At 51.3% G+C, this 13,823-nt stretch carries 10 protein-coding genes; 1 reads left to right on the top strand and 9 read right to left on the bottom strand.

Annotation, left to right across the window (positions count from 1 at the left end):
• Positions 1–28: 28 nt before the first annotated feature.
• From alaS to mltB, 7 genes are all read right to left on the bottom strand, one after another.
• The gene (alaS, locus tag EM595_RS13780; protein WP_067433162.1) at positions 29–2,656 is read right to left on the bottom strand and encodes an alanine--tRNA ligase; all 2,628 of its coding nucleotides are present in this window, start codon (positions 2,654–2,656) and stop codon (positions 29–31) included.
• Positions 2,657–2,791: 135 nt separating this feature from the next.
• Entirely contained in the window at positions 2,792–3,310 is a 519-nt protein-coding gene (locus tag EM595_RS13785) for a regulatory protein RecX (RefSeq protein WP_067433165.1), read from the bottom strand.
• Positions 3,311–3,555: 245 nt separating this feature from the next.
• A complete protein-coding gene (recA, locus tag EM595_RS13790; RefSeq protein ID WP_067433168.1) occupies positions 3,556–4,623 on the bottom strand; it encodes a recombinase RecA in 1,068 nt (355 codons plus the stop codon).
• Positions 4,624–4,713: 90 nt separating this feature from the next.
• Positions 4,714–5,217 (bottom strand): nicotinamide-nucleotide amidase, encoded by a 504-nt coding sequence (gene pncC, locus EM595_RS13795; RefSeq protein ID WP_222938628.1) that lies wholly within the window; start codon positions 5,215–5,217, stop codon positions 4,714–4,716.
• Positions 5,218–5,314: 97 nt separating this feature from the next.
• A complete protein-coding gene (gene tam / locus EM595_RS13800) occupies positions 5,315–6,094 on the bottom strand; it encodes a trans-aconitate 2-methyltransferase (protein WP_067433171.1) in 780 nt (259 codons plus the stop codon).
• Positions 6,095–7,026: 932 nt separating this feature from the next.
• Entirely contained in the window at positions 7,027–7,362 is a 336-nt protein-coding gene (locus tag EM595_RS13805) for a zinc ribbon domain-containing protein YjdM (protein WP_067433179.1), read from the bottom strand.
• Between the two features lie 82 nt (positions 7,363–7,444).
• Positions 7,445–8,536 carry a lytic murein transglycosylase B gene (gene mltB / locus EM595_RS13810; RefSeq protein WP_067433182.1) on the bottom strand — a complete coding sequence of 364 codons (1,092 nt, stop codon included), beginning with the start codon at positions 8,534–8,536 and terminating at the stop codon, positions 7,445–7,447.
• Positions 8,537–8,844: 308 nt separating this feature from the next.
• Between mltB and mutS the strand changes: the two genes are divergently transcribed.
• A complete protein-coding gene (gene mutS, locus EM595_RS13815; protein ID WP_067433185.1) occupies positions 8,845–11,406 on the top strand; it encodes a DNA mismatch repair protein MutS in 2,562 nt (853 codons plus the stop codon).
• A gap of 98 nt (positions 11,407–11,504) precedes the next feature.
• On the opposite strand, the gene EM595_RS13820 is transcribed toward mutS, so the two are convergent.
• On the bottom strand, positions 11,505–12,254 hold the full coding sequence (locus EM595_RS13820) for a GolD/DthD family dehydrogenase (protein ID WP_067433187.1): 750 nt from the start codon (positions 12,252–12,254) through the stop codon (positions 11,505–11,507).
• 39 nt (positions 12,255–12,293) lie between these two features.
• On the bottom strand, positions 12,294–13,607 hold the full coding sequence (locus EM595_RS13825; RefSeq protein ID WP_067433190.1) for an MFS transporter: 1,314 nt from the start codon (positions 13,605–13,607) through the stop codon (positions 12,294–12,296).
• Positions 13,608–13,823: the final 216 nt, after the last annotated feature.

The raw sequence follows: 13,823 nt of genomic DNA on the forward strand, positions 1-13,823 counted from the left end.
GCTTTTTAACCGAGCATTTTTTATCGCATTATAACTTCGCTGATACCCAACTCTCGACGCCAGCTAATGCCGCTGGAAGAGCCTGAACGTCGCTGCCCCCTGCCTGCGCCATATCCGGTCGACCACCGCCTTTACCGCCTACCTGCTGCGCAACGGCGCCAATCAGCTCACCGGCTTTCACACGGTCGGTTAAGTCTTTGGTGACACCGGCAATCAGCGCAACTTTGTTATCGGCAACCGTTGCCAAAACGATAATGGCTGATCCCAGCTGATTTTTTAAATCATCAACCATGGTACGTAGCAGCTTAGGATCAACATCGTTCAACTGACTAACCAGCAGCTTAGTGCCTTTTACGTCAATGGCCTGGCTGCTGATCGATGCACTCTCTTGCGCAGCCTGTTGGTCTTTCAGCTGTTGCAGCGTCTTCTCAAGCACTTTGATGTGCTCAACCACGCCGCGTACCTTCTCATTCAAGTTGCTGCTGTTGGCTTTTACCAACTGAGCAATCTCCTGCAGCTGCTCGCTCTGCGCATGTACCTCAGCCAGAGCCGCTTCGCCGGTAACGGCTTCAATACGGCGTACGCCAGCCGCAGTGCCAGATTCTGAGGTAATCCTCACCAGACCGATATCGCCGGTGCGTGAAGCATGCGTACCGCCACAGAGTTCGGTGGAGAAATCGCCCATCGATAAAACGCGTACCCGCTGATCGTACTTCTCACCAAACAGCGCCATGGCACCGTTAGCCTTCGCGTCCTCTAAATCCATAATGTTGGTTTCGATCGGGAAGTTGCGGCGAATTTGTGCATTGACGATATCTTCAACACGACGAATTTCATCCGCTTTCATCGCTTCTGAATGCGAGAAATCAAAGCGCAAGTATTTATCGTTAACCAGTGAGCCTTTCTGCGCAACATGCGTGCCCAACACCTGGCGTAAAGCAGCATGCAGTAAATGTGTTGCAGAATGATTCAGACGAATACGGGCGCGGCGATTTTCGTCTACTTCCGCGGCGATATGCTGGCCAACGCGCAGGTGGCCTGAAGCGAGCTTGCCACTGTGACCAATTGCCTGGCCATACTTCTGCGTATCGGCAACGTGAAACTCTGCGTTAGCGCTTTTCAGCACGCCGGTATCCCCTACCTGGCCGCCAGACTCGCCATAGAAAGGCGTTTCATCCAGCACGATAACGCCTTCCTGACCGGCAGAAATCTCATTGACCGATTCGCCATTGATAAAGATAGCGGCGATCTCGGCGTCCAGCGCCAGATTGTCATAACCTTTGAACGCTGAAGCGCGATCGATCTGAATAACATTGCTGTAATCAGTACCAAAACCGCTGGCCTGACGTGCCCGCTGACGCTGCTGCTCCATCGCCTGCTCAAAGCCCGCTTCGTCAATTTTTAGATTTCGTTCGCGGCAAACATCCGCCGTCAAATCCGCAGGGAAACCAAAGGTGTCGTACAGGCGGAAAACGGTTTCACCATCAAGCGTGTCACCCTGAAGCTTGGCCAACTCTTCGTCCAGTAGCGCCAGGCCACGCTCGAGGGTTTTGGCAAACTGCTCTTCTTCAGATTTAAGGATTTGCTCAACCTGAGACTGCTGGCGTTGTAATTCATCCCCAGCGGCGCCCATCACGGCGATAAGCGGTGCAACCAGCTTATAGAAGAAGGTACCCTGAGCGCCCAGCATGTTGCCATGACGTACTGCACGGCGCACGATGCGGCGCAGCACATAGCCACGGTTCTCATTAGAGGGAACAACGCCGTCAGCAATCAGGAAAGCACAGGAACGAATATGGTCGGCAATGACCCGCAGCGATTTATTACTCAGATCGGTTGCGCCGGTCACGTCTGCCACCGCTTTAATGAGCTGCTGGAACAGATCAATTTCGTAGTTGGAGTTGACGTGCTGCAGCACGGCGGTAATACGCTCCAGGCCCATACCGGTATCTACCGAAGGTTTGGGCAACGGTAACATCGTGCCATCAGGCTGGCGATTGAACTGCATGAAGACGATATTCCAGATCTCAATGTAACGATCGCCATCTTCTTTAGCGCTGCCCGGCGGTCCGCCCCAGATATGATCGCCATGATCGTAGAAAATTTCAGTGCAGGGACCGCAAGGGCCAGTATCACCCATTTGCCAGAAGTTATCAGAAGCGTAAGCGCTGCCTTTGTTATCGCCGATACGGATGATGCGTTCGCGGGGAATACCGATCTCTTTTTCCCAGATTTCAAAGGCTTCATCATCCGTTTCATAAACGGTTACCCACAGACGCTCTTTTGGCAGACGAAACCACTCATCGCCTGTCAGGAGTTCCCATGCGAAAGCGATCGCTTCCTGCTTGAAGTAATCGCCGAAGCTGAAGTTGCCCAGCATTTCAAAGAAAGTGTGATGACGCGCGGTATAGCCAACATTTTCTAAATCATTATGTTTGCCGCCGGCACGCACGCAGCGCTGCGACGTGGTCGCGCGCGAGTAGTTGCGCTTGTCCTGCCCAAGAAAAACATCCTTGAACTGGTTCATACCGGCATTGGTAAATAACAACGTCGGATCGTTATTAGGGACAAGGGAGCTGCTGGCTACAACCTGGTGTCCCTTACTGTGAAAAAAGTCGAGAAACGCTTGGCGTATCTCAGCAGTGCTCTTGCTCATAAATATCCTGGAATTACGCTAACGAACGTTTTATCTCTTGAGCAACGTAGCTTTTTGTCACTGTTGCATGCCAAAAGACCAACAAAGTGGGAATAAGATAAATATTCTTCAGGGGGAAGTAAAACCCCATTGCCTTCACTCATCGAAATTTCTGAAAACCGCCTGGATATCCTCGCTAAAAAAGCCGCGAGCCTGTAAAAATCGCTGCACTTTGGCTTTCTCCTTCCATTCCACAGGAAACGGCAGGCCAAATTTACGTTCTGCAATATCATAAGCTTGAGTTGCCCAGTCAATTTCGCAGGCTTCAAATGCCTGTTCAGACTGCTCGCGATTTATGCCCTTTTGGGTCAGTTCCATGCGAATGCGTTGAGGGCCATAACCTTTGCGGCTTCGGCTGGCAATAAATCGCTGAGCAAAGCGCGCATCGTTCAGCCAGTCATGCTCATGACACCAGAGGATAACCTTCTCAAGTGCATCTTCATCAATAGGCTCAGGCGCCGCTTCTTTTAAAAAGGCAGCACGCTGAACAGATAAAGCAATCTTTCGTCGCACTTCTGCTTCGCTGTGATCGCGCTGCGCCAGGATACGGGTCACCTTATCCAGCAGGCGAGAGAATTGATTGCGCGATGCAGGGGCTGGGGTTGAGTCAGTCATATGTGTCCGATACCGGTTGTAAATTACAAGGGTAGCAAAACGCTATGCTTTTAGCCGAAGTGCGCTCTGCTGTGGGTTCTGTGGCAGATTGTGCCGGGATAAAACGGGAAGAGTAAGGACGTTTAAGGAGACAACTAAGTGGGAAGTTATAATCGGGCCTGGCAGCCGTCAATGAGCAGAAAAATAAAGAATACGCTCAGAAAGTATCGTGAACAAGGAGCAGCCAGGCTGCTCCTTTCACTTAATTAAAAATCTTCTTCGCTGTCGCTGGTTGCATCTGCTGGCTCATTGCTGACTTTCTCAGCAGCACCTGCGGTTGGGTTGTTCAGCAGCATGTCACGCAGTTTCGCTTCAATCTCATTGGCAACGGCTGGGTTTTCTTTAAGGAAATTGCTGGAATTCGCCTTACCCTGCCCAATTTTATCGCCATTGTAGCTGTACCATGCACCCGCTTTTTCGATCAGCTTATGCTTCACGCCAAGGTCCACCAGCTCGCCAAAGGTATTGATACCTTCGCCGTACATGATCTGGAATTCAGCCTGCTTAAACGGCGCAGCAATTTTGTTTTTAACCACTTTAACGCGTGTTTCGCTACCCACCACGTTGTCGCCTTCTTTAATGGCACCAATACGACGGATGTCCAGACGAACAGAAGCATAGAACTTCAGCGCGTTACCACCGGTGGTGGTTTCCGGGTTACCAAACATTACACCGATTTTCATACGAATCTGGTTGATGAAGATCAGCAGCGTGTTCGACTGTTTCAGGTTACCGGCCAGCTTACGCATGGCCTGGCTCATCATACGTGCCGCAAGGCCCATGTGAGAGTCGCCGATTTCACCTTCAATCTCAGCTTTTGGCGTCAGGGCAGCAACGGAGTCAATAATGATGACATCAACAGCGCCTGAGCGTGCCAGTGCATCACAAATTTCCAGTGCCTGCTCGCCCGTATCTGGCTGAGAACACAGCAGGTTGTCGATATCCACGCCCAGATTTTTGGCATAGATCGGATCAAGGGCGTGTTCAGCATCGATAAATGCACAGGTTTTGCCCTTGCGCTGCGCGGAAGCAATCACCTGCAGAGTTAATGTGGTTTTACCTGATGATTCCGGGCCATAAATCTCAACGATACGCCCCATTGGCAGGCCACCGGCACCTAAAGCGATGTCGAGTGAAAGCGAACCTGTGGAAATGGTTTCCACATCCATCGAACGGTCTTCACCCAGACGCATGATGGAGCCTTTGCCAAATTGCTTTTCAATCTGACCCAGTGCTGCAGCCAAAGCCTTTTGTTTGTTTTCGTCAATAGCCATTTTTACTCCTAATCATGCGGGATAAAGCATACTCAACGATGCTTCGCTCTGTCTCTGTTGGCAATAATTATACTGTATAATCATACAGTATCAAGCGCTATTTTTAAGAAATTCATTCAGCAGGTAATTAAGGGAAAATGCGACCGACTGACGGCGTACCGCGTCTCTATCCCCCTGAAAATGCTGGCTTATCGCAGCGACTTCTCCTGCTGCGCTGGCAAAGCCAAACCAGACTGTGCCCACCGGTTTTTCCTGCGTGCCGCCATCTGGCCCCGCGATGCCACTGACTGATATAGCGTAGTCAGCGTGAGCTGCGGCAAGCGCACCGCTGGCCATTTCACGAACAACCGCTTCGCTTACGGCGCCGAAGGTGTTCAGCGATGCGGCACTGACCCCTAACATTTGCTGTTTTGCTTCATTGCTGTAGGTCACAAAGCCGCGTTCAAACCACGCCGAACTGCCGGAGATATCGGTGAAGACCTTGGCTATCCAGCCGCCAGTGCAGGATTCAGCGGCCGTGACCTGCCGTTGAAGCCTCAACAATTCTTTGCCTGTCTGCTCGCTTAACTCGCTTAATACCCTATCTGAAATCATCGCCCTCTCCTTTAGCGCGCTAACCTTATCAACAAATTAAGCCCTGGGATAATCCCTCTCACTGCAAATTGCCAGTGTTGTGACACGCTTTCCAGAGTCAGCCGCCGCGGGTAGCCACTAAAAAGAGACGTGGAAAAGCCAATAATACGGTGCCATTGGCACGTAGCGGATAATGTTGTGTCAGCTCACGGCGATAAAGCGACAAAAACTGCGCTTGTTCTTGCGCTGACAACGGTGCCAGAAAGGGTCTCAGCCCGGTGGCTCTCAACCAGTCAATAATAGCATCTACCGATGGCATGACATGGTAATAGGTCGTACGCCAGATATCGGCGGTCGCTTCGTTGGTGGTTAACAGATCGTAGTAACCCTCAGTGCTTAATAGCTCAGCCCGCACGCTGGTTGCATCGCCAATTTTATCGCTGAATTGAGGTAACCCGGCCACGTCGCGCATCGCACGATGAGAAGGTTCCTGAAGATTGTCTGGCATTTGAATAGCCAGCACGCCGCCTGGAGCTAGCTGTGCCAGCAGGTGCGGCATTAGCTGTTCATGTTGGGTCAGCCATTGAAGAGAAGCGTTGGCATAAATCAGGTCCTGGGGCTGGCGGGCCCGCCATGTGCTGATATTAGCCAGTTCAAATGCGCACTGCGGTAATCGTTGTACCGCCTGTTCCAGCATGGCAGGTGAATTATCCAGCCCAACCACTTTGGCTGCAGGCCATTTTTGAGCCAACAACGCCGTACTGTTGCCGGGACCACAACCGAGATCGGTAATATGGTTCGGCCGTTCGAGTGTGATGCGAGTAAGTAGCTCATGCGCCGGGCGAGTACGCTCATTTTCAAACTGACGGTACAGCGAAGGATCCCAGTCACTTTTCATCGGCCACCTCTGAGTTAACTAAATATGAACGCAATAGACCAACGGCAAAAAAGAGCAGCGTGGCACCTTCTTACTGAACGCCAAACTGAGCATCGGTCGTCGCTGATAACTTGAACATCACCCGGCAATATTATCGCGTAGTAGCTCGCCTCGCTTACAACGTCTCTGAGGTCTGTCACGCCATTTGCCAAGCTGAATTGCCCGGTCTGGCGTATTGTCTGGCCGCCATACTGCATCGAAATGAGGCCCTGAGGCTGACATTACATCAGTAAGTTTACCGCGCGAATACAGCCTTAACATCTGGTGCTGCGTGTGTCCTGCCAACGTGATGGAAAGTCATTAAACTTTACGGCATCTACTGGTATCAACCACAGACTACGCTTACCTGTTACGCATCATTCAACGGCGATGATGCCGCAATAGCAGTGCCGCATTTTGTCCCTCATCAACGGCTTTTATTATCGTGGACGGCGACACTAGTCCGGAGTTTGCCTGTTACCTTTCATCATGCTCTCGCTGTAGCTACTCAGTATGGCTTCACTGGCATCAACGATTTTGCTGATGGCATGTCATATCTAATCAGACTATTGAACAGCCAGAAAGTGACGCTTCAATAGCGGCATATTATATGGCGGCGATGAATATCGGCTACGCACTATTGATGAGTGACATTGAGAAGTATTGGTGGCTTAGATAATTTTATTGCGTCGTTATTAGCGGACGTGGCATGCAAATGAGACTGTATCAATGATGTAGCTTCAGCTAAAAATTAGCAGCTTGGTGATTTAATTCATTGATAATCGGTTAAAATCGCAGTGACATTGCGTGTCGGCAACATATCCAACGCCATGCAATCCTGGTAGGCAACTCAGCGCCGACAGGCAGCGCCAGGTTGTCGCATTGTTTTTTACAACAATACGGACAGGCAACACTCAGCCTTTTTTCACGAATTCAGATTTGAGCTTCATCGGCCCGAAGCCATCGATTTTGCAATCGATATTGTGGTCGCCTTCAACCAGCCGAATGCTTTTTACGCGCGTACCAATTTTCAGTGTCGACGAGCTGCCTTTAACTTTTAAATCTTTCACGACGGTCACAGCATCACCATCAGCTAACAAATTGCCATTAGCGTCACGGACGACCAGCGCGTCCTCGTTTGCCGACGCGTCGCCTGGCGACCAGATATGCCCACACTCAGGACAGTTAAGGTTATCGCCATCCTGCCAGCTATATTCTGACTGGCATTGTGGGCACGGAGGTAAAGACATAAAAGACTCCTGATAAAGACAAAAAAAGAGAGCGCCTCAAAACGGCGCCCATCTTATAACCTTACCTTTACTAAGGACAGCGTTAAAACGGATTGTTACTTCGCGCTTTGCCTACCGCCTCGCCCAGTTGCCAAACCGCCATGGCGTAATGGGTGCTGTGGTTATAGCGAGTAATCACGTAGAAATTAGGCAGGCCATACCAGTATTGATAGCTGGTGCCTACATCCAGACGTAACAGGCTGACCTGTTGATTACCTTCCAGCGAGCCTTGCGGCACCAGCCCGGCAGCCTGCAGCATCGCCGGGGTATAACGGGTTTTAAAGCCGTTTTCCAGCGCGGGCGCCTGTCCGCTCGCTGGCACCGCAACGCCACCGCCCGCCACCCAGCCGTGTGCTTTAAAGTAGTTAGCAACGCTGCCTATCGCATCGACCGGATCCCACAGATTGATATGACCATCGTTGTTGAAATCGACGGCATATTGTTTGAAGGAAGATGGCATAAACTGGCCGTATCCCATTGCGCCAGCATAAGAGCCGCGCAGATCCAGCGGATCGTCCTGCTCACTGCGTGCCATTAACAGGAAAGTTTCCAGTTCGCTGCTGAAATATTCTGCGCGGCGAGGATAGCTGAAAGAGAGCGTTGCCAGCGCATCCAGAAGGCGCGTTTTGCCCATCACCCGGCCCCAGCGTGTTTCCACGCCAATAATGCCAACGATGATTTCCGGCGGCACGCCATATTGCTGACGTGCACGTTCCAGCGCATCCTGATATTGATTCCAGAACGCCACGCCATTCGGCACATTATCCGGCGTAATAAACTTGTTGCGGTAGCGAATCCAGGCGCCGTTAGGCCCGGTTGGCGGCGTATAGGATGGTGCCTGTCGATCCATCAGGCGCAAAACATAATCCAGCTTTTTCGCCTGGCCAATCACCGCCTGTAGTTGAGCGCGATCGAAGCCGTGCTTTTGCACCATCATATCGACAAAGCGATCGGCTGCAGGATTACCGGCAAAATCCCCAAACAGTGGCTGTACGTTGTGCTCGCGATCAAGCAAAAAACCGCCTTTTGGTGCCGGCGCTTTTCCTTCCTGATCGGCCTGTTTTTGATTTTTTGAATGGCTGCTACAAGCGGCGAGTAAGACAGTAAGAGAAAGTAAAGCAACCTTGAAACGCATTAAGAACCCATCTGTTTAGCGGTGAAATTTAGCACCATGTTAATCTTTCAAGGCAGTGACTTATAGTGCTAATCCACCCGCCAGCCTTAAATTTACGTTTCCATTCGAACCGCTTTTGCGAGGCCTGCCGCAGCGCCGTATCAGAGGTACAAATATCGTTAAGTCCGCGTCATTTCCCTCTGCTATGGTCACATCTTTATCGACGGGTGAAGCCGTTCGGGCAAAGTGTTAACATCGCCTATTACGCTACGCAGCCGCTGCGTATCCATTTGCCGTACCGGGAAGAATCAACGTTGAGTAAAATCAGTATGACAGCAACAAATCAAACGGACTTCAGCACCCACACGCCGATGATGCAGCAGTATCTGCGGCTGAAAGCCGCCCATCCGGACATCCTTTTGTTCTATCGCATGGGTGATTTTTACGAACTGTTTTATGACGATGCCAAACGTGCTTCGCAACTGCTGGAAATATCGCTGACCAAACGTGGTGCCTCCGCTGGTGAGCCGATACCGATGGCTGGCGTGCCCTATCATGCGGTCGAGAACTATCTCGCTAAGCTGGTGCACTTAGGCGAATCGGTGGCCATTTGTGAGCAAATTGGCGATCCGGCACTGAGCAAAGGTCCAGTTGAGCGCAAAGTTGTGCGCATCGTTACGCCCGGCACCATCAGCGATGAAGCGCTGCTACAGGAGCGCCAGGATAATTTGCTGGCGGCCATTTTTCAAAGCCAGCGCGGCTTTGGCTATGCCACGCTGGATATCAGCTCCGGGCGCTTTCGTCTGTGTGAGCCTTCCGATCTCGATACCATGGCTGCTGAACTGCAGCGGACCAATCCGGCTGAATTGCTCTACCCGGAAGATTTTCCGGCTAAAGAGCTGGTGGAAAACCGCCGTGGGTTACGGCGTCGACCGCTGTGGGAATTTGAAATTGATACCGCGCGCCAGCAGCTGAATATGCAGTTTGGCACCCGCGATTTAAGTGGTTTTGGCGTTGAGCAGGCCCATCTTGCACTGCGCGCGGCGGGCTGTCTGCTGCAGTATGTCAAAGATACGCAACGAACGTCTCTGCCGCATATTCGCTCATTAACCATGGAGCGTGAACAGGACGGCATTATTATGGATGCGGCAACGCGCCGTAATCTTGAAATCACCCAAAACCTTGCTGGCGGCATTGAAAATACCCTGGCGTCGATACTTGATAAAACCGTTACGCCAATGGGAAGCCGCATGCTGAAGCGCTGGCTGCATATGCCAGTACGTGAAAGCCGGGTAATTACCCACCGTCAGGAAAGCATTGAGCAGTTGCAGGACAAAGCAGGCGAACTGCAGCCGGTTTTGCGCCAGGTGGGCGACCTGGAACGCATTCTCGCTCGTCTGGCTCTGCGTACGGCTCGGCCACGCGATCTGGCACGTATGCGTCACGCTTTTCAGCAGCTTCCTGAACTGAATCAGCAGCTTGAAAGTGTAGAATCTGAACACCTCCAGCAGCTAAAACAGCAGATGGGCGAATTTGTTGAACTGAGAACGCTGCTTGAGCGCGCCATTATTGAATCCCCACCGGTGCTGATTCGTGACGGCGGTGTGATTGCGCCGGGCTATAATGCCGAACTGGATGAATGGCGTGCGCTGGCCGATGGCGCAACGGATTACCTTGATCAGCTTGAGATCCGCGAGCGGGAAAAGCTGGGGCTTGATAGCCTGAAAGTGGGCTTCAATGCCATTCACGGCTATTACATTCAGGTTAGCCGCGGCCAGAGTCATCTTGTCCCTATGCATTACATGCGCAGACAGACGCTGAAAAATGCCGAGCGCTACATTATCCCTGAACTAAAAGAGCATGAGGATAAAGTTCTTACCTCGAAAGGCAAAGCGCTGTCGCTGGAAAAAGCGTTATACGATGAGCTGTTCGATCTGTTGTTACCGCACCTCGAAGCATTGCAGCTCAGCGCGGCGGCGTTGGCCGAGCTTGACGTGCTGGCTAACCTTGCCGAACGCGCGTGGACGCTTAACTACTGTCGTCCGGTATTAAGCGAAAAAGCCGGTATTACCATTACTAACGGTCGTCATCCCGTTGTAGAGCAGGTAACCAAAGACCCCTTTATCGCTAACCCGGTTAAGCTTTCACCGCAGCGACGTATGCTGGTGATTACCGGCCCTAACATGGGCGGTAAAAGCACCTACATGCGCCAAACGGCGTTAATCACGCTGATGGCTTACATCGGCAGCTTTGTCCCGGCTGAAAAAGTTGAAATTGGTCCTGTTGATCGCATTTTTACCCGCGTTGGCGCGGCGGACGATTTAGCGTCTGGTCGCTCGACGTTTATGGTTGAGATGACCGAGACCGCTAATATTCTGCACAATGCGACAGAAAACAGTTTGGTGCTGATGGATGAGGTCGGCCGTGGAACGTCCACCTATGACGGGCTGTCATTAGCCTGGGCCTGTGCTGAAAACCTGGCAAATCGCATCAAGGCCATGACGCTGTTCGCTACTCACTATTTTGAGCTAACTACCCTGCCTGAAATTATGGAAGGCGTTGCTAATGTTCATCTTGATGCGGTAGAGCACGGTGACACCATCGCCTTCATGCACAGCGTGCAGGAAGGCGCCGCCAGCAAGAGTTACGGCCTCGCCGTTGCCGCGCTGGCAGGCGTACCAAAAGAGGTGATCAAGCGGGCCAGACAAAAGCTTAAAGAGCTGGAGACGCTCTCTGTGCATGCTGGTGCTACCGCTGCTGATGGCCCGCAGCTACCGTTGTTGGCAGAAGAGACTTCACCTGCTGTTGAGGCTTTGGAGGCGCTCGATCCCGATACGTTATCGCCGCGACAGGCGCTGGAGTGGATTTATCGTCTTAAGTCGCTGGTCTGATTTGACGTCTGCGCATAGTGACTAAAGCTATGCGCAGACAGCCTTTCAGCAGCGTAACAGCCCCGGATGCCTTTCCGGTTCTGCATTACACAGGGCGTTTAAATGATTGAATAGCCACCATCGACAATCAGGTTCTCACCATTAATGATGCCCGCTGCGCCACTGCTGAGATACAGCACGGCAGCGGCAATTTCGTCAGTTGAAGCAAATCGTCGGCCAGGGATTTTTCGTTTCATCTCAGCCGCACGTTCACCATGCCAGTAACGCTTACCTAATTCTGTCTCCACCACGGTGGGTGAAATAGCATTCGCGGTAATCCCAAACGGCCCCCACTCCGCAGCAATCACTTTGGTAAATGCCACGACACCAGCCTTACTGGTGCAATATGCCGCATGATTTTCAAGGGCGATAACGCTGGCTTGTGAGGCAATATTAATAATTCGTCCATACTGGCGTGTTTTCATATCATGGCCGCAGCGCTGAGCAAGGAAAAATGGCGCGGTGAGATTTATCAACAATGTCGCATCCCAACTTGGCTGCGTGACCTCACCCATCGGCTCCAGAATACCGATGCCAGCGTTGTTAACCAGAATATCAATCTGACCATAATCATCGATGATGGTAGAAATCAAATTATCTATCTTATCCAGCTCCTGTAGATCAAACCGATACCCGCGCGCACCTGCGCCAATTTCAGCAGCACATTGCTCTACGTTGTCTGCGCGGTCCACCATTGCAACCTGCGCACCGGCAGCGCTTAGCTGTGTGGCAATTGCGTAACCAATACCTGATGCAGCGCCGGTAATTACGGCGACCTGCCCTTTTAAAGAAAATAGAGAGGCTGACATGGTCATTCCTTATACTGTGTTTAAATCGTTAAACCCGGCTCATGGTGCTTCAGAGTGGTATTCCGCTGACGCTCGGGCATGTTCTTCTTTGGCTGCAGGCTGTGGATCGCGAATAAAAAACGTCAACACTCCGCCAAAGAGATATAAAAGTGAGAATGCGATAACGACGCTCTGCATACTGAACGAAAGGCTGAACATAAAGGTGGCAATAGCAGGCCCAATCAAATTGCCCAATCCACCGCCCAGATTTTGTACGGAAACCGCAGCACCTTTATGTTTCGGTGCGAGCATCGGAAAGATGGCGCCCATCGGCACAAAAGAGGTGAGCGTCAGTGCCAGCAGCAGCGCGCAGAACGTGGCGACCAGCATGTTGCCCGGGAAGAACAGCGGCAGAAAACAGAAAGCAGTCGTGGTAATGGCACTACCAAAAAAGCCAAACCAGCGCATCTGATAAATCCAGCCTATGCGGTCACCAATAATTCCCCACAGCACGTTGGTCACCGGTTGCACAAGAAAGAAAATTCCCCAAATCCATGCCCATTGCTCTGAGGTATAGCCTGCTTCTTTGGTAAATAAAATCGGCATAAAGATGGGAAAGCCAAAAAGCGTGACGTTGCAGAGAATGCGCATAATCAACGCCAGTGAAATGCTGACATCTTCAAAAATAAGCGTGATGCCTTTACTTATCTCACCGAATTTTTGGCGCGGCGGCAAAGTCAGTGGCTTTTCCGTATCCTGCGCCGGAGCCTTGACGCAAAAGAAAACGATAATGCCGCCAACCGCAGCAAAGGCTAATGAGAGCCACAGCGTATTGATATAACCATACAGCGGTACGGTAATTCCCGACAGGAAAGAGGCGGTAATGCCATATCCGATGGTAAACATTGACCAGATCCAACCCGTTGCCGAGGCGAGTCGATGTGCTGGCGTTTGCTGCACAACCAGTACATAAAAACCGTAAAAGAAGAGCGGATAGGCAAAGCCACGCAGACTGTAGCTCAGCAGAATCAGCAGGTAATTATTTCCGGTAATGCCGAACTGGACAAAGGTGGTATGTAAGACGATCCAACTCACCACCCCAATTAACATGATCTTTTTAGGGCCGTATATTTCGCTGATGCCGCCCGAAAGCCAGCTTGAAATGGCTGCAGTCAGCGCATAAAGCGTGAAAACCAGGGAGATCTCTTTTTCACCGTATCCGGCGTCAAACAGATAACGCGACAGATAAGCCAGTTCGATGCCATCACCGGTCATAAATATGGCGATAGCCACATAGCCCCAAAACAGGGATATCGGCATGCCGAAAATAACCCGTGACTGCCCGGATGCCCGATTTTCTTTAATTACATTCATAAGTCGATCCCCATAAGCAGGTTATGCAAAGGATCGCGTTGAGTTGATGTCTCATCTGCGTTTCCCTTTTCATTGCGATGTGTAGCTGGCTGAAATCAGTCAGCGCTAAGCGCAGATGAAAATGTCACAGAGTGGAATTAAAAACGTTGGCATCATTGCCAGCAGAATTAAATGAACGGCAATAATGTGAAGATCATGTGGTGTTGTGCGGCATTT

This window comes from Duffyella gerundensis, assembly GCF_001517405.1.
Taxonomy (GTDB): domain Bacteria; phylum Pseudomonadota; class Gammaproteobacteria; order Enterobacterales; family Enterobacteriaceae; genus Duffyella; species Duffyella gerundensis.